The organism is Spirosoma radiotolerans, assembly GCF_000974425.1.
Lineage (GTDB): Bacteria > Bacteroidota > Bacteroidia > Cytophagales > Spirosomataceae > Spirosoma > Spirosoma radiotolerans.
This window is the reverse complement of the sequence record NZ_CP010429.1, coordinates 5725806-5749541: the sequence shown is the minus strand read 5'-3', so window position 1 is coordinate 5749541 and position 23736 is coordinate 5725806. Positions and strand designations below refer to the sequence as shown.

Genomic DNA, 23736 nt, shown 5'->3' with positions numbered 1-23736 from the left:
GCTTACGCCGTTTGTCCTATCTCCAATAATCCTTCGGCAATCTTCCGATCATTTGCCAGACGCGGTACTTTGTTCTGGCCGCCCAACTTGCCCTGCGACTTCATGTACCGCTGAAAGGCGCCACGGGGCAAGCTTGTCAGTTTTAACGGTTGCAGAATCGAACCCGTAATCAAGTCGTCATAATATACGTTTAGCTCGATCAGGCGGTTGTCTACAGCCTGGGCGAATGCACGCATATCGTGCGGGGGTGTGGCAAACTCCACCAGCCATTCATGATACGGCAGGCCTTCTCTAGGACTTACCATGGGCGCTACGGTAAACTCAACCACTTCGGTTTCGGGGTGTTTCTGCATGGCAAATTGCAACGCCTTCTCCACTTCTTCACCAATGACGTGTTCGCCGAAAGCCGAAATAAAGTGTTTGATACGCCCCGTTACCAGAAGCCGATACGGCTCTCTGGAGACAAACTTGACGGTGTCGCCCAGCGAGTAGCCCCATAACCCGGCGTTATTATTGATAATCACCGCGTAATTTTTACCAAGCTCCACCTCATCGATGGTTAATCGGCGCGGATTTTCAGTAAAGTACTCGTCGGCAGCAATGAACTCGAAAAAGATGCCACTGTCTACCAACAGGAGTAATCCTTCTTCCGTCTGGCTATCCTGAAACGCGATAAATCCTTCCGATGCCGGATAGGTCTCGATGGAGTCAACACGCTTGCCGATGCTGTCGAATAACTTGGCGCGGTAGGGCTCGAAATTGACGCCACCATACACGAACACCGAAAAATCGGGGAAGACATCTTTAATCAACTTGCCCGTTCGCTCCTGAATCCGGTCGAAGTACATCTGCACCCAGGGCGGAATGCCCGAAATAAGCGACATCGGCTGGGTCAGGGTTTCATCGATGATGCGTTCGAGTTTGGTTTCCCAGTCGTCGATGACATTGGTTTCGTAACTGGGCAACTGATTGGTGCGCAGATAAGCCGGAACATGGTGATTGGCAATGCCCGAAAGGCGCCCAATGTTGATGCCCGCTTTCTGAGTCAGTTCGGGACTGCCCGATAAAAAAATTAATTTTTTGTCCAGAAAGGCCCCGTTTCCCGTTTCGTTAATGTAATTCAGCAGCGCATCGCGGGCCGAATCAATATGGTTTGGAATCGAATCCTGCGTGATTGGAATATATTTGGTGCCGGATGTTGTGCCGGATGTTTTGGCAAAATAGAGCGGCTTTCCTTTCCAGAGCACATCGGTTCCACCGCTTAAAATCTGCTCGATATACGGTTTCAATTCTTCGTAATCGCGAACAGGGACCGCCTGCCGGAAGTCCGCAACCGTTCGCACATCCTTTAGATGATGATCCTGACCGAAAACAGTGGCCCGGCCGCCTTCCATCAGGCGCTGAAACCAGCGTTGCTGAGCCTCGGCAGGCTGATACATCCAGGCTTGCTGCCGCTCTACTACAAACTTGGCTAATGGCTTACTGACGACTGAACGAATTCCCATAATGGCACAAAGGTAAGGCTTAATCACAAGGATGAATGAGGAACGAAAAAGGATGAATAATCAACTTTATCGTTTATTGCCAGGATGATTCATAATTCATTATTCATCATTCTGATTATTAATCTATATTTTTGCACACTTTTCAATAAAACTGTATTTGTAATAAGGCGTTCTGCGTCAACCTATAATGGGACTTTTTAATTTTTTAACCAGCGACATTGCTATTGACCTGGGCACGGCGAATACCCTGATCATTCACAAAGATCGAATTGTGGTAGATGAGCCTTCGATTATCGCAATGGACAAAGTCAGTGGCAAGGTACTGGCCATTGGCCATAAGGCCATGCAGATGCACGAAAAGACCAATGAGAACATCAAGACAATTCGCCCGTTGAAAGACGGTGTCATTGCCGATTTTACGGCCGCCGAACTGATGATTCGGGGCATGATAAAAATGATCGATACGGGCAGCAAGCTGTTTTCTCCCTCGCACCGAATGGTTATTTGCATTCCATCGGGCATTACCGAAGTAGAGAAGCGGGCTGTAAAAGACTCCGCTGAGCATGCTGGTGCGAAAGAGGTATATATGGTACATGAGCCCATTGCCGCAGCCATCGGCATTGGCATAGACATTACTCAGCCCAACGGTACGATGATCGTCGATATTGGCGGAGGGACCACCGAAATTGCGGTGATTGCCCTGTCGGGTATTGTTTGTGAACAATCTATCCGGATTGCTGGTGATGTGTTTACCCGCGATATTGTCGATTACATGCGTCGGGAACACAACCTGCTCATCGGCGAACGGTCGGCTGAACAAATCAAGATGGAAGTTGGCTCAGCGTTACCTGAACTTGACAACCCACCGGCTGATTATGAAATCCGGGGCCGCGATCTGATGACGGGTATCCCGAAAGAAATTAAGGTTACCTACAGCGAAATCGCCTACGCGCTCGATAAATCCATTTCGAAAATAGAAGAGGCTACCATGAAAGCCCTCGAAATTTCGCCACCGGAATTGTCTGCCGATATTTATACCAATGGCATTCACCTAACGGGGGGCGGAGCCCTGCTGCATGGCCTCGATAAACGGCTGGGGGCTAAAACCAAATTACCCATTCACGTGGCCGACGATCCGCTCAAAGCGGTTGTGAAAGGTACGGGTGAGGTGATTAAGAATCTGGAAATGTACAGATCGGTATTGATTAGCTAATTGGGTAACTGTCGGTTGGTCATTGCCGAAGAATCCGTGCGTTGTAGGTATAGTTTTCATCTACAACGCACGGATTCTTCGGCAATGACCAACCGACTGCGTTGCTTTTTAACATAATGGGAGAGTTAGTCGATTTTTTTGTTCGAAGCCGGAACTTCATTCTGTTTGTGTTGCTGGAAGTACTTTGTTTTTACTTCATTATCAATACCAGCAACTATTGGAGTGTTACGTACTTCAACACGTCGAACCTGTATGCGGCTAAAGTATTGGCCCTGTCAAACGCGGCTAATGAATACACTCACCTTCGTCAGGTTAACTCCGATCTGGCGCTGGAGAATCAACAGCTGAATGCCCAATTGACAAAACTACTCCAGAGTAAGCCAACCGCCCCGGCAGAATATCAGGCTGATTCAGCTTTTGCCGACCGGTTTAAGTTTGTCGTAGCGAAGGTGGTTAACAACACCACGCAATTTGCCAATAATTACATCACAATTGACAAAGGAACAGACGATGGGATTCGACCAGGCATGGGTGTAATCTCACCGACAGGTATTGTAGGTAAAGTGAAGTCCTGCAATCGACGCTTTTCGGTTATCACATCCATCCTGCATTCTGAATATCTGGTGTCCTCTCAATTGGTAAAATTAGGGGAAACCGGCACGGCGAAATGGGATGGTATTGATCCACACCTGATCAAACTGGATGATATTTCGTTGACAAAACCCGTCAGTAAAGGCGATTCTGTTGTAACATCACAATATAATTCGACTTTTCCGCCTGGTATTCTGGTGGGGCGAGTTCGTACAGTTGGCGTTCAGCCCAACCAAACGTTTCATGATATTACGCTTAATCTGGCTACTAACTTCAGCAACTTGTCTTTTGTATATGTCGTCGAAAATCGCCTTCAGGCCGAGCAGGAGCAGTTAGAAAAACAAATAGAAACGGAAAAATAAGCTTGTGGTTTGTGGTTTGTTATAACGTTTATCAGACGTAATGAACTATCCGGGCCGGCAGGCTGAGCTATAAAATGACCCTGCGCGAAATTCTGTCTACGTCACTTTTATTTTTATTATACCTGGTCCTGCAAATTCTGCTGGTGCGAAATCTGGTTCTGTTCGATTATGCCTTCTGCTTTATCTACATAGCCTGCATTCTGCTCTTGCCAAATGAAATGGGCCTGACCTGGCTGTTGTTGATTGCCTTTGTGACGGGTATTATTGTCGACACGTTTTACAATACATTGGGAATGCACGCAGCCGCTTCTGTGTTAATGGCTTATTGTCGGCCATTGATTGTTCGTTCACAGATTGACGTTCCCGGTTTAGAGACACGGATTGAGTTTTCGCTTCGGGAACTGGGCGTCGGGGCTTTTTTTCGGTATGTGTTCGTGTTGACGCTCATTCATCATACGGCCCTCTTTTTTATCGAAGCGAGTAGCCTTACGTTGCTTGTCCCAACCCTGATTCGGGTGGCCGCCAGTACCTTGTTTACCACCGTGAGTATTGTTCTGATTCAGTTTTTTACGAGAAATTAAGTGTCCGTCCACACAAGAAAACATGTCTGAAACGCTCATACTTCCTCAAACACAGGATCGGCAGGCCATTTACGATAGCCTGATTCCTCAACTGGCCGCGCTCGTAGAGGGCGAACCGGACCTGATTGCCAACCTGGCTAATATGGCTGCTGCGCTTAAAGAGGCCTTCGGGTTTTTCTGGGTTGGCTTTTACCTTAAAAAAGATAACCAACTCGTGTTGGGACCCTTTCAGGGGCCAATTGCCTGCACTCGGATAGCCTTTGATAAAGGCGTTTGTGGAGCCGCCTATTCGCGTCAGGAAACGATTCTAGTGCCTGATGTCGAGCAGTTTCCGGGGCATATTGCCTGTAGTTCGGCATCCAGATCGGAAGTCGTCGTTCCTGTGTTTGATCGGGCTGGCAACGTAACGATGGTGCTGGATGTTGACAGTGATCAATTGAACGACTTCAGCGAAGTTGATGTCAGAGAGCTAGAAAAAATTGCAGGGCTAATCATGACGTTTTGAGGAGCAGTACGTGGTTTCTGAGTGCAGTCTGTATGCGTTAAGATGCTGTTAAAGTTTAGCCTGCACTTAAACCATCGATGTGATTAGCCGTCTTAGGTTTGGACTTAACAACAAGAACCATGCTTAAGAAAATCGCTTTGAGTGGCTTATTGCTCTCTCTGTTTTCATTTCCATTGTTAGCGCAGCAAACCGCTACACCCGATGCTCCCACCCAGACTAATACGCGCCGGATGGGTAAAAACGGGGCCATGCAACGGCACCAAATGGGTGATCCAGCTACCCGTGCTAAAAAAATGACTGACCGTATGACGCAGCAACTGGGACTCGATCAGGGCACGTCGCAAAAAGTGTACGATGTCACCCTGGCACGCGCTCAGAAAGTAGATGCCATTCAGGCCAGCTCCGATGATAATAAAGCCAAAGCGCAGGCGCTAAAAGCTAACGCTGACGATTTCAAGGCTAAATTGAAAGGCATTCTGACGCCTGACCAGTTCGCCAAGCTTGAATCCATGAAAGGAAAAGGCGGGATGCGGCACGGACGGAGTGGTCCAGACAATGGCGATCAGGAGAAAGACCAGAAATAAGCCAGATCAAAATAGAGTCTCTACAAAAACGGGGCTGAAAATCGACATTAACGAACGTTGATTTTCAGCCCCGTTTTTGTAGAGACAAGACAGAGTTCACTTTACAGTAAAGTTTATATATATTCTCCTTTTGGTCTAAAACTGGTCAATCGCTCAATGGCACCTCCCGTATCCCGTCGGCTATTTATTAAACAAACTGCGCTCGTAGGAGCAACAAGTATGGCCGTTCCGACACTGCTGTCGGCTAAATCAGGCATCTATAATCCTGAGCCAACAGTGATCGGCCATAACGGCTTCCAGTATCGGGTCGTGCCAGGTTGGGGCGTATTGGATGCGGGCAAGAATCCCGTCAATGATTGCCACGAAATGGTACAGGATGCCAAAGGGCGCATTATCCTGTTGACCAATGAGACGAAAAACAATATTCTTATCTACGACAAATCGGGCAAGCTACTCGAAACCTGGGGGCATAGTTATCCGGGCGGACATGGGCTGACCTTGGGTGGCGAAGGAAATGATCAGTACCTGCTCATTTGTGATACCGACCGGCATCAGGTTATAAAAACCGATCTGAAAGGGCGTGAGTTAATGAAGCTGGACTATCCGAAAGAAACCGGCAAATACGACTATCCATCTCAGTATAAACCGACCGAAACAGCTATTAATCCGGCTAATGGAGATATTTATGTGGTAGACGGGTACGGTTTGAACTACGTGACCCAATACGATAAAACGGGTAAGATTATTCGGTACTGGGGCGGCAAAGGCGAAGGAAACGATACATTCGATTGCTGCCACGGTATTGTTGTCGACCGTCGGGTAGCGGCCAATCCGACCCTGCTCATTACCGACCGTCGACACAACGCGCTGAAACGGTTTACACTCGATGGCAAATACGTGTCGACCATTGCTTTGCCGGGTTCGTATATCTGCCGACCGGTGATTCATGGCGACAATATTTACGGGGCTGTGTTTCGGAGCACTTCCGATGCCTACCCTGACTCGGGCTACATTCAGATTCTGGACAAAAATGATCGGGTGATTTCAACTCCCGGCGGCTCTGCACCGATCTACCAGGATAATAAACTTGCCGAGCAGCGTAAAGACCTTAAAAACTCACCTTTTCTACACCCACATGATGTATTGGTGGACGAAGACGACAGCGTTTATGTGGCTCAGTGGGCGTCTAAAAAAACATATCCCATTAAACTAGCGCGTGTTGCCTGATAGATTGGCCTGACTTATGCATGAATTAATTTTATTGCAAGCTAAGCCGTCGTCCCCCGCCGATTGGGTGTTGTTCTGGGGACATTTTCACCCCCTCATCGTTCACCTGCCTATCGGCTTTTTGCTCATTGCCGGTCTACTTGAACTGGACCGACTAATCCGGCACAACTCCGTCAGTCCGCATACGATCACGTTAATTCTGTTCTGCTCGGCAGTGAGTGCGACCCTGGCCTGTGTGTTTGGCTATATGTTGTCGTTAGGGGGTGGCTACGAAGTCGAAACGCTGAACAACCACATGTGGGAAGGCATTGGTGTGGCGGTGTTTGCCTGGCTGGCTTGGGCCGTAAAGTCCGAAAATCTGGGTCGTATTGTGCCCTTTGCCTCCCTCATGTATCTGCCTGCGCTGGGCGTATCGTTGCTGTTGCTGCTGGCCGCCGGGCATTTAGGGGGCAATCTGACGCATGGTGAAGACTACTTAACCCAGTACATGCCGGAAACCATGCGAACCTTGGCTGGTGTACAACCCAAGCAGAAAGAGATGACATTTCAGCCCATTACGGATGTCAATCAGGCAATGGTTTATCAGCAAATCGTGAACCCTATTCTGCACAGTCGGTGCGTACAATGCCATAACGCAGGAAAAGCAAAAGCTGGATTGCGGCTGGATACGCCCGAAATGATCAAGAAAGGGTATGAAGACGGGCCGGTGTTTGTGGCGGGCAAGAGTAAGACGAGCGAGTTGGTAAAGGTTTGTCTGTTGCCTGAGGATGATGATCATCATATGCCTCCTAAAGGTAAAACCCAGTTAAAGGAGAGCGATATTGCGTTGCTGACCTGGTGGATTGATCAGGGAGCGCCCTTCGACAAAAAAGTAGCTGATCTTACTGTAAATGAGGCTATCCGGCCGGTGCTGGCGTCTTTGGCCGGTGGTGGGCCGCTCGAAGTTGGAGGAACACAGGTTGCCTCGGGGCCTGCTCCCGAGTCGCCAGTGCTGACCATGAAAGTACCAGCCGCTGATCCCAAGGTTGTCGAGGAGCTGAAAAAGCTAAATTTGCTAGTATTACCCCTGTCAAAAGAGCAAAACCAACTGGAAGTCAGTGCCGTAAACGCCCGTACGTTCAACGATGCTCAGGCTGCTGCGTTGCCAAAACTGAGCAATCAAATTGTGTGGCTCAAGCTGGGTGATACCGAAATTTCGGATGCGGCCCTGGCATCGATTGCCAAATTGAAGAATTTACAAAAGCTCCATCTGGAAGAAACAAAGGTGACCGACGCGGGCCTGAAACAACTAAAGCAGCTAGCCAATCTGGAGTATTTGAACCTGTATGGCACCGCTATTACCGACGCTGGATTAGTCGAACTGGCCGGGCTAAAAAATCTTAAAACGATTTATCTCTGGCAAACTAAAGTGACCGAACAAGGCATTGCCAGCTTGAAAACGGCTTTACCCAAACTAGAAGTCGTTGGTGGAATCAATGAACAGGCTATTGCCGAATTTGCAAAAGTGGCCCCATCCGAATCGAAAGGGAGTGAGCCGAAAAAGAACTAGTTGAACGCTTTTGGTAAACGAACCATATTTTCCAGATATTGACTTCTGCAACGGGCAATCCACCGATACAACATCCAGGATTATGAAATCTGAACTCGTCAAATTCATACTTTTCACGGTTTGCTTTAGCCTACTAACCTCGTTCTATAGCACAGATGCTCAACCTGCCATAACCAGGCAAGTGCTTGACTACCAGGAATTGAAAGGATTGCTGTTGAGGCACAAGACAACGGTTGAGAGTATGCTCAGCATGAAGCGGTTTAAACTCGCTTCGAACAAAGAGAGACCCGAAAGCACGATCTACGAGTATAAAAAAGAGAGCGATAGTACCCAAATTCTTATCCGGATTCGCAAAAATGATGGGCTTGTTAGTGAGATCGCCTGGGACGAAAGGCGATCAACAATTGGGGACTTAACTCATGACGCTGTTTACGACGGGTTTGTGCCAGTAGCTGGGAATAGCCGCTACTATAACCGATTTCAAAAGATGGCACTATTAGTTAATTATACACTGACTCATGAAGACAATAATGTCCCCTGTATCCTCAGAGCAGTTGAGTAAAGCGCTCAAACAGTTTTTAGACGAATAGTAAATACGATTCTTCAAAGTATACTGGTAAAAATTATATTAAAATTAAATTTTATCCTACAAGAACTCAATTTGCTCTTCTCGCTGTTTACAGAGAACCCCTATATCGCCGGTAAAGAGCAACTCATTTAACAGCAAAATAGTCTATCAACAAGATAAGATAGTACGATTTTTCTATATTCCCCGAGGTTATTTTTGTGAATCCGTTTCACCATCAAGCCAATCGTTGGTATGCGCGCCTGGTCAGACATGCAAGTTCGATACGTTCTTCTCAGCGCAACGGTGAGCCTTTTCGGTGCGTCTATTTGGTTAACAGCCTGTCATAGTTCCGTTGAAAAACCGGCTGATGTTGTTGCGGTTGAAGCAAGCCTGCCCGAAAAAGTTGATTATAACTTACATGTAAAGCCCATTCTGTCCGACCGCTGTTTTGCCTGTCATGGGCCGGATAAAGCTAAGCAACAGGCAGGTCTGCGGCTAGATACGCCCGAAGGCGCCTATCAAGCATTGGCAAAAAGTGGCCATAAAGCGATTGTTCCCGGCAATTTAGCCAAGAGTGAACTGGTTAGCCGCATCATCAGCACTGATCCCGAGGAGATGATGCCGACTCCTAAATCAAATCTTACCCTAACCGCCGAAGAGAAGGCGATACTGATCCGCTGGGTTGAGCAGGGCGCGGAGTATAAAGAACACTGGTCGCTTATTGCACCAGTCACGCCCAAGATTCCGAAGGTGACCGACGAAAAGTGGGCCATCAACGATATTGACCGGTTTATTCTGGCGAAACAGGAAGCCAAAAAATTAGGGCACGCTCCCGAAGCCGATAAAACTACACTGCTCCGCCGGGTGAGCCTTGATCTGACGGGCCTGCCACCAACGCCCGCTGAGGTGGATGCATTCCTGGCCGATAAATCGCCAAACGCCTACGAAAAAGTGGTGAACCGGCTCCTGAGTAGTCCGCATTATGGGGAGCGGCAAGCCGTTGAATGGCTCGATGTGGCTCGTTATGCGGATACTGATGGCTACCAGGACGATGGCCTGCGCACCATGTGGCCCTACCGTGACTGGGTTATTCGGGCGTATAACCGGAACCTGTCTTTCGATCGGTTCATTACCTGGCAGTTGGCCGGGGATCTGTTGCCCAATCTGGCCACATCGAAAGATAAACGCGATAAACTTATTGCCACGGCTTTTAATCGCAATCACCAGCAAAGTCAGGAAGGTGGCATTGTGGACGAAGAATACCGGACCGAGTATGTTGCCGACCGGACCAACACGTTTGGAAAAGCCATGTTGGGCCTGACGGTTGAGTGTGCCCGCTGCCACGATCATAAATACGACCCGATTAGCCAAAAGGATTATTACTCACTTTTTGCCTTTTTCAACAGCAATAACGATCGGGGCCAGATTCCTTACAACGGGGAAGCTGCGCCGACCATCACGCTGACGAAACCCGAAACAGAAGCCAAACTCCGCTTCATTCGCGAACAATTGACGCCTATTCAGCAGCAACTCAATCCTAATCGTCCCGATTACCAGCAACGGTTTGGGCAGTGGCTAGCCAAAAATCCTACTGTAACGTCAATTGACTCCGGGCTACTGGCGCACTACACATTCGATGAAGCCGACCGGGCTGATATCGGCGCTTACGTGAAAGCAAAAAACGAGGAGCGCAAACGGGAAGACGAAAAGAAAAAAGTAGCTGAGGAAGCTAACCGTAAAAAAGAAGGCATCGCTAAACTTGGCAAGTCCAACGATAAGAAGCCTGAAAAGAAAGAACCGGTTAAACGTAAAACGAAGGAGGATCTCTGGAAAGACCCGCGTAATGCCTTCGCTAATACGGTGAATGACACGTTGCCCGCCCGGTTGGGGGGCGATCCCGACAAAGTGCCGTATGCGGTGCCTGGCCGTTTTGGCAAAGCACGCTACCTGGCTGGTGACAGCTTTATTGAGTTGCCTGGCAACTTCGGAGCCTTCGAGCAGAATGAGCCATTCACTATCAGCAGCTGGTTTAATTTGGCGAAGCCAAACATGGCGTTGACGCTTATGGGGCGCACGACCGGCCCGATGGATGGCCAGCGCGGCTACCAGCTCGATTTATTGGGGGATGGGCGGTTGAAACTAACCTTTAACCATGTATGGCCCGCCAATGCCATTGACATTGAATCCGTCGATAAAGTGCCGGTGCATCAGTGGTTCCAGGTTGCCTTTGCCTACGATGGAACGGGCCAGGCAAAAGGCATCGCATTGTATCTGAACGGGCGGCCCATTCGGACAAAGGTGATTACCGATAACCTGATGCACAGTATGGTGTTTGGTAAAGATCGAACGCACTGGGCGCAGCACAACTTTTACGTAGGCCGGATGCATGATTATTTCTATAAAGATTTTGCGGTCGATGAACTTCGGATTTATAATCGTTGCCTGACACCCCTGGAAATGCCCGGTCTGGCTGGTCAACCCGATGCGCTCCGGGCGGCTCTACAGACACCCGTTGCGAACCGGACCCCTGCCCAGCGAACCGGATTATACACCTATTACGTCAGGACGCAGGACCCCGCTTACCACGATGCCTACGCCAAAGCCATGGAACTGCGGGGTGAGCAAATCAAGCTCTATACCAACTCCGATCAGGTAATGGTTATGCAGGAGCGGTCAGTGCCGCGCGAAACTCACCTCCTGAAGCGGGGTGCTTACGATGCTCCCGGCGAAGTTGTTACGCCGGCTGTTTTGCACAGCCTCAATCCCTTGCCTGAGGGTATGCCCAAAAATCGGCTTGGTCTGGCTAAGTGGTTACTGGCGCCCGAAAATCCGCTGTTCAGTCGGGTAATGGTGAACCGGATGTGGCAACAGTATTTTGGACAGGGACTCGCCAAAAATAGCGATGACTTTGGAAATCAGGGCGCTTTGCCAAGCCACCCGGAATTGCTTGATTACCTAGCCATAAAATTCCGCAACATGGGCGACCTAAAATCGGGCGGGCAATGGAATACGAAAGCCATGCATAAGATGATCGTTATGTCGGCCACCTATCGCCAGGCATCGAGCGTGCCTGAGAACGTACGGGAAATCGATCCGGATAATACATTCCTGACCCGTGGACCAAGCTATCGAATGTCGGCCGAGCAAGTGCGCGACAACGCCCTCGCAGCCAGCGGATTGCTCACCCAGCGTGTTGGTGGTCCAAGTGTGCGGCCTTACCAACCGGCAGGCATCTGGGAGGCTTTAGCTACACGAAATGCCGTAAAGTATGTTCAAAGTCAAGGCGATAGCCTCTACCGCCGTTCCATGTACACGATCTGGAAACGCTCATCGCCCGCGCCGATGATGTTAAATTTCGATGCGGCCGAACGGCATACCTGTGTGGTGAAACGGCAGAAAACCAGTACGCCCCTCCAGGCACTGGTTACCCTGAATGACCCACAGTTTGTGGAAGCTGCCCGAGTGCTGGCGCAACATCTACTGCCAGTCACCAATGCTTCGGCGGGTATTACGGCTGTCTTTAAAGCGGTTGTCAGCCGTCCGGCGCGGCCCGAAGAATTAACGCTGGTGAACCAACTCTATACCGAAGAACTGGCTGACTTTAAAAAGAATCCCAAACGGGCAAACGAACTCCTGTCGGTGGGTGAATACCCTGTCGATAAGCATATAAACCGGGCTGAGTTAGCTGCCTGGACCGTAGTAGCCAGCACGATCATGAATTTCGACGAAGCGATCATTAAACGATAGGGCAGAGGACAATGGATATTCAGGATGAAATACATGACCAATTCAGCCGCCGGACGTTTCTGGGGCAATCCAGTGCGGGGCTGGGCGCTATTGCGTTAGCCTCGCTGCTCAATCCAACAAAGCTGTTTGGTGGTTCGTCCGCGCCCGGAGAGAACCCCGCCGTGGGTAAGCCGCACTTCCCTCCGAAAGTGAAGCGGGTTATTTACCTATTTCAAAGTGGAGCACCTTCGCAATTGGAGTTGTTCGATTACAAGCCGAAACTCGAAACCATGTGGGGGCAGGATTTACCCGCTTCCGTACGCAATGGTCAACGCCTGACGGGCATGAGTGCGGGACAGAGCCGTTTTCCGCTGGCTGCGTCGAAATATAAATTTGCGCAGTATGGACCTGGCCAGATGTGGCTTAGTGAATTGTTGCCGCATACAGCCCGCATTGCTGGTGACCTAACGTTTGTTCGCTCCCTGCATACCGAGGCCATCAATCATGATCCAGCCGTCACCTTCTTCCAAACAGGAAGCCAACAGGCCGGACGACCCAGTTTTGGCTCGTGGATCAGCTACGGTCTAGGTTCCGATAATCAGAATCTGCCTGCTTTTGTGGTGCTCCTTTCCAAAGGACGCGATGGCGATCAGCCGTTGTATGCCAAGCTCTGGAGCAATGGGTTTCTGCCATCCGTGCATCAGGGGGTGGTATTTCGGTCGGGGCCAGATCCAGTCTATTACCTCAATAATCCGCCGGGTGTCGACAAAACCAGCCGTCGGCGAATGCTCGATTACCTGACCAAACTGCATCAGGAGCAATATAAGCACGTGCTCGACCCGGAAATCAATAACCGAATGGCTCAGTACGAAATGGCCTATCGAATGCAGACTTCGGTACCCGAAACACTCGATATTTCGAAAGAACCCGATTATATTTTCGATATGTATGGGCCCGACAGCCGTAAACCCGGTACGTTTGCCGCCAACTGCCTTTTGGCCCGTAAGCTGGTCGAAAAAGACGTAAAGTTTGTGCAACTCTACCATCAGGGATGGGATCAGCACGGCAATTTACCGAACGATATTAAGACGCAGGCAAAGAGTGTCGACCAGCCATCGGCGGCCCTGATCATGGACCTCAAGCAGCGCGGTTTGCTTGACGACACGCTCGTGATCTGGGGCGGTGAGTTTGGCCGTGGCGCCTACTCACAGGGAAAACTTACCCGCGATAACTACGGCCGTGATCATCATCCCCGTGCCTTCTCCGTCTGGATGGCCGGTGCCGGGGTCAAAAAAGGTATGGTATACGGTGAAACCGATGATTTTGGTTACAATGTCGTCCGTGATCCTGTTCATGTTCATGATTTTCAGGCAACTATTCTGCACCTTCTGGGCGTGGACCACGAGAAACTGACCTTTAAAAGCCAGGGTCGCCGGTACCGGTTAACGGACGTACATGGCCAAGTAGTTAAGCCACTGCTGGCCTAGTAGCGGGGTAGTTTTTGGTAATTGGACAAGTGGGCCTATGAGGTTTTTCAACCTTGTAGGCCTTACTTTTGTCAGTAATCGATATGCTACAACAATTTGATACCTGGATACGAGCCATAGTCCGCTGGTGTGGCTATGTTCCAAACCGCGATTTATCGGGTTGGGTACTACTCACCATAGCTATACTGCTGGGCCTGCTGGTCGATCTGGTTATTACCCAGGTCATCCGATTTATTGTTCGGCGCCGGCCGTTTCAAACGCTGGGTTATCTTAAGGTGTATGTGCGGTGGGCGTTCTGGGTTTTTGTGCCTTCTCTGTTCTTTCTACTGGCGACCAATGTCCAATCGGCGCGGTTTATACGTCGGCATCCCGTAGCCGATAAAACGGCAGAAGTATTGTTTCTCATTACCAGTACCTGGCTGGTCATTCAACTGCTAAAAGTAGGCGAATTGCTCCTTGTCCGGCAATACGATACGGTGCAGGATGTTAATTTATCGCACCGTAAATTCGTCACACAGGTTCGCTTTTTTCGCCGGGTGCTGGCCGCAGGTATTGTCATTATCAGTGCATCACTGCTGTTGATTTCCTTTCAGGGGAGTCGGAAAGTAGGGCTAAGCGTATTGACGTCGGCTGGGGTCGTCTCGGTATTAATCGGTTTTGCCGCCCAGAAAACGCTGGCCAACCTGATGGCGGGTATTCAAATTGCTTTCAATCAGCAAATTCGGTTGGGCGATGCGGTGGTGGTTGAAAAAGAATGGGGGCGAATCGAAGAAATCAACCTCACCAGCGTTATTGTTCGCATCTGGGATCGACGACGGCTTATTTTACCCATTACATATTTTGTTGAGACACCGTTTGAAAACTGGACCCGCTCCGATGCATCCATTGTTGGGACGATTTTCCTGTATCTGGATTATAACGTTCCCGTCGAAAAGATTCGGGAGAAGGCGCGGGAGCTGGCTGAAAACGATCCCCTCTGGACTGGCGATACGTTTGCCGTGCAGGTAACCGATACACAACCTACCTGCATCGTCATCCGTGTTCTGGTATCAGCGCCCGATGCGCCATCGGCTTTTGATTTACGTTGCCACATGCGCGAGCAGCTGATTGCGTTTATCCGTGATGAATATCCACATAGCCTGCCGCAAACGCGTCTGATGCTGGCCGAAGAACTAAAGCCAAAGGAGGAATAAAGCAAATGGGGTGGCAGTTTTGAAACTGCCACCCCATTTGCTTTATTCCTCCCAACCAAAGGACCGCTCAATGGCTTTTTGCCAGCCGCGCATCAGTTTTTTACGCTGAACATCGTCCATCGTTGACTCATATGTTTTGGCAACGCCCCAGTTCTGGCGGAGGTCATCCAGGTTTTGCCAATACCCTACGGCGAGGCCCGCAGCGTAGGCGGCTCCAAGCGCTGTTGTTTCTGTCATTTGTGGACAAACCACAGGCCCATTCAAGACATCGGCCTGGAATTGCATCAGTAATGAATTGACGACCATGCCGCCATCAACACGCAGGGATTTCAATGATACACCCGCGTCCTGCTCCATGGCCCGGACGACGTCAACAGTCTGGTAAGCGGTTGCTTCCAGTACGGCCCGTGCCAGATGACCTTTAGTCACGAAGCGCGTCAGGCCCGCGATAACGCCCCGTGCATCGGCTTTCCAGTGCGGAGCGTAGAGACCCGAAAAGGCAGGTACAAAGTAAGCGCCCCCATTGTCATCGACCGAACGGGCCAGGGTTTCAATATCTGTACTCTTCTTGATAATACCCAGATTGTCGCGTAACCACTGTACCAGCGCCCCGGTGATGGCCACGCTACCTTCTAGCGCGTAATGAACCGGTTCGTTCCGAAATTGGTAGGCCACCGTTGTCAGCAGGCCGCATGTGGAGGTACGCAGTTCGGTGCCGGTATTCATGAGCAGGAAGCAACCCGTGCCATAGGTATTTTTGGCCTGGCCTGGCTCGTAGCATGTTTGCCCAACAAGGGCCGCCTGCTGATCGCCCAGAATACCCGCTATCGGCACGCCCGGCAGTACTTCCGATGATACGGTTCCGTACACTTCGCTGCTGGGCCGTATTTGGGGCAACATTGCGCGCGGCACGGTGAAATCTTCCAACAGGCTATCGTCCCAGTCAAGCGTTTGGAGGTTCATAAGCTGCGTACGGCTGGCGTTGGTAACATCGGTCAGGTGTAGACCACCCGTTACACCACCCGTCAGATTCCAAACCACAAACGTATCCATATTGCCAAAGATCGCTTCGCCCCGTTCGGCGTCGTCCCGCAAACCCGGCACGTGATCCAGCAGCCATTTGAGCTTTAGTCCACTGAAATACGTGGCCAACGGTAAGCCTGTTTGCGCCCGAAAGCGATCCTGCCCGTGGCCATTTCCCGAAAATTCCGTAACCAGATCCGCCGTGCGCATGTCCTGCCAAACGATGGCATTGTAGTAAGGTTTGCCTGTTCGGCGGTTCCAGACAACGGTGGTTTCCCGCTGATTGGTAATGCCGACAGCAGCAATATCCTGCACCGAAAGTTTTCCTTTGATACGGGCCAGTGCGATCACTTCGAGGGTATTTCGCCAGATCTCTTCCGGGTCGTGCTCCACCCAGCCGGGTTGCGGATACAGTTGTTTATGCTCTTTTTGAGCCAGGGAGACAATCTTACCTTGTCGGTCAAACACAATGCAACGGGTACTGGTCGTTCCCTGATCAATGGCGGCTATGTAGGAGGGCATAGGAGTCTGAAAATGCAAAGAGAGAAAGAAATAGTAAGTAGCCAGGCAAAAAATATAACCACAGAGGCACAAAGAGCACTGAGCTATAACTGACTAACAATTAGTATTTTGTTGTGCTATAATAGTTGAGTCTGCGATTAATCCACTTGCTATCACAACGTAAACCAGCGAATCAATAACCCACCAATGGTGGCCCCTGCCAGCGAACCAACCACAGGCACCCAGGCATAACTCCAGTCCGACGACCCTTTGCCGGTAATGGGCAGTAGGGCATGAGCCAGACGGGGACTAAAATCGCGGGCGGGGCTCATGGCGTAGCCCGTGGTGCCGCCTAATGACAGACCCACACTCCAGACTAAAATACCAACCAGATAAGGGCCGACACCCACGGCCAGTTCGCCCAGGTGCTTGGATGAAATACCCGCCAGACCCAAAATCAGTACGAGGGTGGCCATGGCTTCACTCAGGAGGTTGGAACCAGGTTGGCGAATGGCTGGTCCTGTAGCGAAACAGGCCAGTTTGGCGGCCGGATCTGGTGTGGCGGCCCAGTGGGGGAGGTAATGAAGCCAAACCAGCGTTGCCCCCAGAAAAGCCCCAATCAGTTGCGCCGTGATATAAGGCACCAAGTGGCTGAAGTCGTTTGTGGCTACGGCAAAGGCAACTGTAACGGCAGGGTTCAGGTGGGCATCAACGCTTCCAAAGGCTTTAGCGACGAAAACGCCCATTGTTACGGCAAACGCCCAGCCTGCCGTAATGACAATCCAGCCCGATGATTCACCTTTTGTTTGTTTCAGCACAACGTTGGCTACTACCCCGTTGCCCAGCAGAAGCAGGACCATAGTGCCAATTAATTCACCAAGAAAAGGAGACGTTTGCATAAGCAGGCATTCGTAGGGGACTAACGGTCATCAGTCAATTAAAGAAGTGCACAGAAAAAGTCTGTTTTCTGATTGACCGACACTCGTTAGTTACCGACTTGATTCAGGGTTTAGGAATAGTTTGTGCGAATTAAGTCATATTTTTGGCCCTATTCCAAACCGAGTCTTAAATTCATTGGTTCATCCACTGCTCAACGACTCGTTTTATTCTCGTTCGTTACTTCTTCGCTATGAAAAGCATCACATTCGACCAGACTGGAAAACCAACCGATATTCTGAAGCTTACCGAGTTATCGACGCCTGAGCCGGGCCCTAACGAGGTTCGGGTTAAGGTTATAGCCGCGCCGATCAATCCTTCGGATATTATGTTCGTGCAGAATCTCTACGGAATTAGGCCTCAGTTGCCGTCGGGGGCGGGTTTTGAGGGCGTCGGTATTGTGGAGGCAGTAGGGGAGGGCGTTCAGATGAGAACGGGCATTCGCGTTAGCTTCACCAGTATCGGTACCTGGTCGGAGTACGCGATTGCACACCACCGGAGCCTGATTCCCGTACCGGATGCCATGTCCGACGAAGTGGCTGCCCAGTTGTTCGTCAACCCGTTTACGGCCTATGCCATGGTGCAGGACTCGGGTGTGCCCGAAGGCGGTTGGCTCATGCTGACAGCCGCCGGATCGGCCTTTGGTAAGCTGGTTATTCAGCTTTGTGCCATGCGAGGCATTAAAACAATTGGCACGGTTCGGCGCGATGAGATGAACGACGAATTGAAAGCGCTTGGCCTAACCGAAGTGATTAACACCGAGAGCGAAAATCTGGCGGCCCGAGTCAAGCAGATTACCGATGGGGTTGGCGTGGCTTGCATCCTCGACGCGGTTGGTGGCCATACCGCTACAGAAGCGATCAAGTGTTTGGCCCGAGGAGGCAAGATGCTCATTTACGGGTTGATGAGTTTGCAGGATCCCGTTTTGAATGCCGGTCTTTTAATTTTTAGAGAGTTAACCGTTAAGGGATTCTGGCTTACGGATTGGATGCGTCGGGTGGATAGCCAGACCCGCATGGACGTGGCTCAGAACGTGATTGGTCTGCTGACATCGGGTAAAATACAAATGCCCGTGGAAGCTACGTATCCGCTTCATGAAATTACTGAAGCGGTCGAGCATGCGGATCGACCGGGCCGCCGGGGAAAGATTCTGTTAAAACCCTGATCGTTACGGGGGCGAGGCTTTCGTTTGACCGGGTTGTAACCCGGTCAAACGAAAGTGCTACGTTGACTAATTTTCTAACACGATTTCAGGTGGCTTGCGTATCTTTGACAACATTATACGCCCCGGTGCGTTTGTTTCAATAACGATTACAGGTTTACCCTCATACACTTACCCGACTCGTTCGTATGCTCTTGCTCCAGGTTCCGGCTATTGACACTACGGCCACCTCCTTGTCGGCCACAACGGCTGCTCAACCCCAAACGCTGCAACTATTTGATTTGGTAGCCAAAGGTGGCTGGGTCATGATTCCCATCGCATTTCTGCTATTTTCCGCCCTCTACCTGATTTTTGAACGGTTTTTTGTGATTCGGTCGCAAAGCCGGTACGACGCCAATTTCATCGATAATATTCGGGATATGGTGGCGCAGGGAAACATCAAATCGGCCGAATCGTTTGCCAAAAACCAGCGAACGGCTATGGGACGTGTGTTCGAAAAGGCCATTGGCCGTATTGGGTCACCCATTCGCGAAATTGAAAGCACCATCGAAACCGTTGGTCAGATCGAACTCTCGCGTTTGGAGCGCAACATGGGCTATCTGGGCGTTATTGCCGGTATTGCGCCTATGTTGGGTTTTATCGGGACCATCTCCGGGATCATTCGTATTTTCTACGATATATCACTCTCCGATAACATTAGCGTCGGTATCATTGCCGGGGGATTATACGAGAAAATGATCACCTCGGGTTCCGGCCTTATTGTCGGTGTTATTGCCTATACAGGCTATCACCTGCTCAATATGATGATTGAGCGGTTTACCCTCGCGCTGGAAGTGAATGCGTTCGAGTTTATCGAAGTCCTTCAGAAACCAACGAACGAACCTGCCCGGATGCGGTAGGTCAGTTTATGGTTCGTAGTTTGTTGTTATCGACTACAAACCACAAACGTCAACTCTCTTATGAAACTCCGACGTAAAAATAAATTTGCCGCCGAAGTAGCCACTTCTTCGTTGAACGACATCATGTTTTTCCTGTTGTTGTTCTTCCTAATAATATCGACGGTGGCCAACCCAAACGTCATTAAACTGCTATTGCCCAAGGCCGCATCAACGCAGCAACTGAGCAAAAAGCAGGTAACCCTATCTGTTGACGCCGACAAAAAATATTATATTGACAAAAAGCCAGTCGACCCGGCGAACCTGGAGAACGAGCTTAAAACAATGATGGTCGGTATTGCCGAACCAACCGTTGTGGTGCGTTTCGACAAAACGCTAACCGTCCAGGACTTGGTCGATGTATTGCAAACGGGGGCGAAACTCAATATTAAGATGGTGATGGCCACCTCGAAATAGGCCCTGGATTTTTAGGATTTAAACGATGCAGATGATTTTGAGCCGATGCAGATGTTGCGTCGGCTTTTTTATGGGTTACTCAACTATTTTCGTCTTGGAAGTACCACATAAGAACCCGTTTATGTAAGATGAAAGCAGACCCAGCAAGGCATTAGTTGGATCGAGGAACGGAGAATGATGTAAAAATCGTGGCTTTTTAGCCATGATTCCATACCTGCTTAAAAGCCAAACCTGTTTACCTTTGTGGTCAAACCCTGGAAAACCGGTTTGGTTATGACGCATCAACTTGTACTCAGAAAGCCGCTGGCCTTTTTCGACCTCGAAACAACTGGCATCAACATTGCAAAAGATCGCATTATTGATATTTGCATCATTAAAGCGTTGCCGGGGGGTGAGGTAATCGTTAAGAACCAGCGGGTTCATCCGGGTATGCCAATCCCACTGGAGTCGAGTCTAATTCATGGTATCTATGACGACGATGTTCAGGATGCGCCCCCATTTAAGGCCGTAGCCCGAACATTGGCTCAGTTTCTGGATGGTTGTGACCTGGCAGGCTTCAACTGCAATCGGTTCGACGTACCCTTACTGGTTGAGGAATTTTTGCGGGCTAATGTTGATTTCGATATGAAAAATCGCCGGATGGTGGATTCTCAGCGTATTTTTCACCTGATGGAGCCACGTAATTTGTCGGCAGCCTATCGGTTTTATTGCAACAAAGAGTTGGTTGGTGCTCACGGGGCGGAGGCCGACACCATTGCTACGCTCGAAGTCCTCGATGCCCAGGTACAACGGTATATGGGCATGGTGGCGAAATCAGATAGTGGTCAGGATGTGGTGTTCGAAAATGACATCGACATGCTCCATAGCCTGACGGCCAATAAAAATATTGACCTGGCAGGCCGTATGATTATCAACGAAAAAGGTGAAGAAGTCTTTAACTTCGGCAAACACAAAGGGGCTCCGGTGCTTGAGGTGTTAAAAAAGGAGCCTTCGTTTTACGACTGGATTCTAAAAGGGGATTTCCCGCTCGATACCAAACGACGTCTGACCGAAATTCGGTTACGGATGTTCAGCAACGCCAAGCGTTAATGTGAATTTTTTAGACAGGATGACAAGAAACGTCACAAAAGACGCCGTTTTTGCCTTAGTTTTACAATAAGCCCGCGTAGAGACGGAAAACACCATTACACCAATTCCGAATAATCTTTACCTTTGCGGAACTTTGTATTAACCGGCAAGCCATGCAACCCACGCAGGACGTCCTCATTCCGGAAGTCATTCAACAAATACCGCTCACGTACTACCTGATTCTCAGTACCGCGCTCTTCGTTATCGGCATTATAGGGGTACTGACCCGGCGCAATGCCATCATTATCTTCATGTCCATTGAGTTAATGCTCAATGCCGTCAATTTATTACTCATTGCGTTTTCGTCGTATCGCTCCGATTCTTCGGGGCAGGTATTCGTCTTTTTTATCATGGCCGTTGCGGCCGCCGAGGTATCGGTGGGGCTCGCTATTATTGTTATGATTTACCGAAATACCCGCTCGATCGACGTGGGATTGCTCAATAAACTGAAATGGTAAAAACAGATTTATGGGTTACGGTTTCTGTTTACAGTTACGCGAAGCGGTCTTGCTGCCCAGCGAACTTGTCATTGCTGAACCGTAAACTGTAAACAGAAAACCATAAACAGACCTCATGAAAATAGAATTACTCAGTGCGTTAATTCCGCTCTTTCCGTTACTTGGCTTTCTGATCAATGGTCTCGGCTTCCGTCGGGTACCCAAAGGGTTAGCCGGCGTGCTGGCCACAGCGGCTGTACTTGCCTCCTTCCTGCTGTCCATCTATCTGTTCAGTTCATTTTCTGGCGATTCTCAGCCACTGGTCGCTACGCTCTTCGACTGGATCAGCGTCGGTGATTTACACATCAACTTCTCGTTCCAGATCGATCAACTCTCGTTGCTGATGCTCCTCGTGGTAACGGGCGTTGGATCGCTAATTCATCTGTATAGCATTGGCTACATGAGTCACGATGAAGGGTTTGGCAAGTTCATGGCCTTCCTGAATCTCTTCATTTTCTTTATGCTGTTGCTGGTGATGGGGTCAAACTACGTCATCATGTTCATTGGCTGGGAAGGGGTAGGGCTTTGCTCGTACCTGCTCATCGGCTTCTGGAACAAGAACATCAGCTACAACAATGCGGCCCGCAAAGCTTTCGTCATGAACCGCATTGGCGATTTAGGCTTCCTGTTGGGCATATTCATGCTCATCAACACGTTCGGCACAGTCGAATATCTGGACGTTTTTAAGCAGGCGACGAGTTTAGAAATGAATGATAGCACAGTGCTGATCATTACGTTGCTGTTGTTCGTTGGAGCCATGGGAAAATCAGCGCAGATTCCACTCTATACCTGGCTACCGGACGCCATGGCTGGCCCGACACCTGTATCGGCGCTGATCCACGCGGCTACCATGGTCACCGCGGGTATTTATATGGTTGTCCGATCAAACGTGCTCTACACCCTTTCGCCGTTAACGCTCGAAATCATTGGCGGTATTGCTATTGCTACGGCGCTACTGGCGGCTTCTATCGGCCTGCTGCAAAACGATATCAAAAAAGTGCTGGCCTATTCGACGGTTTCGCAACTAGGCTATATGTTCCTTGGCCTGAGCGCAACGGCTTATACAGCGGGGATGTTTCATGTTATTACCCACGCGTTCTTCAAAGCTCTGCTGTTCCTGGGTGCCGGTAGTGTGATCCACGCCATGTCCGACGAGCAGGATATTCGCAAGATGGGTGGGCTGCGGAAGGCATTGCCCATTACGTTCGTTACCTTCCTGGTTGGCACAATCGCTATTTCTGGCTTACCGCCCTTCGCGGGATTCTTCTCGAAAGATGAAATTCTGGCTCACGTATTCGAGCACAACAAACTGCTGTGGGCGCTGGGCGTTCTAGGTTCCGGCCTGACATCTTTTTACATGTTCCGCCTGCTGTTTCTGACTTTCTTTGGTGAATTCCGGGGAACAGAAGAGCAACGTCATCATCTGCATGAGTCGCCCATTTCGATGACACTGCCATTGATGGTACTGGCGGTACTATCGGCAATCGGTGGCGGGCTCAATCTGCCGGGAAATGGCTGGCTGAGTCATTTTATGGCACCCATTTTTGAGGGGTCGAGATTGGTAAATCCTGAAGCGTTTGCCGAATCGACGATAGAACACAGCACGGAATATGCTCTCATGGCCGTTTCGGCGGGTGTTGCGTTACTGGCTCTTGTGATTGCTTATGTCATGTACATCAGCCGTCAGGCCGTTCCTGCGCCCGAATCCGCCGAACGTTCGTTGCCAGAGCAAGTGGTATACAATAAATATTACGTCGATGAATTATACGAAGCGATTATTATTCGGCCCATTCGTGGGTTGGGCGATACGCTTTATAGTTTTGGCGAAGGACTTGTCGATGGTATCGTGACCGGTATCGGTTGGCTCGTTCAAAAAACTTCAGCGCAGTTGCGGTTGCTGCAAAGCGGTTCCATTGGCTTTTATGTGCTGGCCATGGTCGTGAGCATTGTAGCCATTTTTGCTCTACGGTTCTTTATTCGGTTATAAGCCGGTTCTCAATTTTAATTGCGGCTGACTGGCCGGAAAGCTAAAACTGGATACCGAAA

General features: G+C 49.9%; 20 protein-coding genes. 17 read left to right on the top strand and 3 right to left on the bottom strand.

The window, feature by feature from the left end; all coding sequences use genetic code 11:
• Nucleotides 1-2 precede the first annotated feature (2 nt).
• On the bottom strand, nucleotides 3-1505 hold the full coding sequence (locus SD10_RS23300; protein ID WP_046577183.1) for a GH3 auxin-responsive promoter family protein: 1503 nt from the start codon (nucleotides 1503-1505) through the stop codon (nucleotides 3-5).
• 187 nt (nucleotides 1506-1692) lie between these two features.
• Between SD10_RS23300 and SD10_RS23295 the strand changes: the two genes are divergently transcribed.
• From SD10_RS23295 to SD10_RS23245, 11 genes are all read left to right on the top strand, one after another.
• Nucleotides 1693-2718 carry a rod shape-determining protein gene (locus tag SD10_RS23295; protein WP_018619308.1) on the top strand — a complete coding sequence of 342 codons (1026 nt, stop codon included), beginning with the start codon at nucleotides 1693-1695 and terminating at the stop codon, nucleotides 2716-2718.
• Nucleotides 2719-2834: 116 nt separating this feature from the next.
• Nucleotides 2835-3671 (top strand): rod shape-determining protein MreC, encoded by an 837-nt coding sequence (mreC, locus tag SD10_RS23290; RefSeq protein ID WP_046577180.1) that lies wholly within the window; start codon nucleotides 2835-2837, stop codon nucleotides 3669-3671.
• Between the two features lie 74 nt (nucleotides 3672-3745).
• Nucleotides 3746-4252: a hypothetical protein gene (locus SD10_RS23285; protein WP_046577178.1), complete on the top strand. Its 507-nt coding sequence runs from the start codon at nucleotides 3746-3748 to the stop codon at nucleotides 4250-4252.
• Between the two features lie 22 nt (nucleotides 4253-4274).
• The gene (locus SD10_RS23280) at nucleotides 4275-4757 is read left to right on the top strand and encodes a GAF domain-containing protein (protein WP_046577177.1); all 483 of its coding nucleotides are present in this window, start codon (nucleotides 4275-4277) and stop codon (nucleotides 4755-4757) included.
• A gap of 119 nt (nucleotides 4758-4876) precedes the next feature.
• The gene (locus tag SD10_RS23275) at nucleotides 4877-5341 is read left to right on the top strand and encodes a hypothetical protein (RefSeq protein WP_046577176.1); all 465 of its coding nucleotides are present in this window, start codon (nucleotides 4877-4879) and stop codon (nucleotides 5339-5341) included.
• A 156-nt stretch (nucleotides 5342-5497) separates the two neighbouring features.
• A complete protein-coding gene (locus SD10_RS23270; protein ID WP_046577175.1) occupies nucleotides 5498-6568 on the top strand; it encodes an NHL repeat-containing protein in 1071 nt (356 codons plus the stop codon).
• A gap of 16 nt (nucleotides 6569-6584) precedes the next feature.
• A complete protein-coding gene (locus SD10_RS23265; protein WP_046577169.1) occupies nucleotides 6585-8117 on the top strand; it encodes a c-type cytochrome domain-containing protein in 1533 nt (510 codons plus the stop codon).
• Between the two features lie 82 nt (nucleotides 8118-8199).
• Complete coding sequence (locus SD10_RS23260; protein ID WP_046577167.1) at nucleotides 8200-8679, top strand: hypothetical protein; 480 nt, start codon at nucleotides 8200-8202, stop codon at nucleotides 8677-8679.
• Between the two features lie 258 nt (nucleotides 8680-8937).
• On the top strand, nucleotides 8938-12432 hold the full coding sequence (locus SD10_RS23255; protein WP_046577164.1) for a DUF1553 domain-containing protein: 3495 nt from the start codon (nucleotides 8938-8940) through the stop codon (nucleotides 12430-12432).
• An 11-nt stretch (nucleotides 12433-12443) separates the two neighbouring features.
• Nucleotides 12444-13898: a DUF1501 domain-containing protein gene (locus tag SD10_RS23250; protein ID WP_046577162.1), complete on the top strand. Its 1455-nt coding sequence runs from the start codon at nucleotides 12444-12446 to the stop codon at nucleotides 13896-13898.
• Between the two features lie 83 nt (nucleotides 13899-13981).
• A complete protein-coding gene (locus tag SD10_RS23245) occupies nucleotides 13982-15091 on the top strand; it encodes a mechanosensitive ion channel family protein (RefSeq protein WP_046577161.1) in 1110 nt (369 codons plus the stop codon).
• Nucleotides 15092-15133: 42 nt separating this feature from the next.
• Here SD10_RS23245 and glpK read toward each other — a convergent pair whose 3' ends face one another.
• Both glpK and SD10_RS23235 read right to left on the bottom strand, forming a co-directional pair.
• Complete coding sequence (glpK, locus tag SD10_RS23240) at nucleotides 15134-16636, bottom strand: glycerol kinase GlpK (protein WP_046577158.1); 1503 nt, start codon at nucleotides 16634-16636, stop codon at nucleotides 15134-15136.
• A gap of 152 nt (nucleotides 16637-16788) precedes the next feature.
• On the bottom strand, nucleotides 16789-17514 hold the full coding sequence (locus tag SD10_RS23235; RefSeq protein ID WP_046577156.1) for an MIP/aquaporin family protein: 726 nt from the start codon (nucleotides 17512-17514) through the stop codon (nucleotides 16789-16791).
• A 230-nt stretch (nucleotides 17515-17744) separates the two neighbouring features.
• Between SD10_RS23235 and SD10_RS23230 the strand changes: the two genes are divergently transcribed.
• From SD10_RS23230 to nuoL, 6 genes are all read left to right on the top strand, one after another.
• On the top strand, nucleotides 17745-18716 hold the full coding sequence (locus tag SD10_RS23230; protein ID WP_046577155.1) for a zinc-dependent alcohol dehydrogenase family protein: 972 nt from the start codon (nucleotides 17745-17747) through the stop codon (nucleotides 18714-18716).
• Between the two features lie 185 nt (nucleotides 18717-18901).
• Nucleotides 18902-19612, top strand: a complete 711-nt coding sequence (locus tag SD10_RS23225; protein ID WP_046577152.1) for a MotA/TolQ/ExbB proton channel family protein — start codon at nucleotides 18902-18904, stop codon at nucleotides 19610-19612.
• Nucleotides 19613-19672: 60 nt separating this feature from the next.
• On the top strand, nucleotides 19673-20065 hold the full coding sequence (locus SD10_RS23220) for an ExbD/TolR family protein (protein ID WP_046577150.1): 393 nt from the start codon (nucleotides 19673-19675) through the stop codon (nucleotides 20063-20065).
• Nucleotides 20066-20338: 273 nt separating this feature from the next.
• Nucleotides 20339-21154: a 3'-5' exonuclease gene (locus tag SD10_RS23215; RefSeq protein ID WP_046577148.1), complete on the top strand. Its 816-nt coding sequence runs from the start codon at nucleotides 20339-20341 to the stop codon at nucleotides 21152-21154.
• A gap of 152 nt (nucleotides 21155-21306) precedes the next feature.
• A complete protein-coding gene (gene nuoK, locus SD10_RS23210) occupies nucleotides 21307-21651 on the top strand; it encodes an NADH-quinone oxidoreductase subunit NuoK (protein ID WP_046577146.1) in 345 nt (114 codons plus the stop codon).
• A 115-nt stretch (nucleotides 21652-21766) separates the two neighbouring features.
• Entirely contained in the window at nucleotides 21767-23677 is a 1911-nt protein-coding gene (nuoL, locus tag SD10_RS23205) for an NADH-quinone oxidoreductase subunit L (RefSeq protein WP_046577144.1), read from the top strand.
• Nucleotides 23678-23736 lie beyond the last annotated feature (59 nt).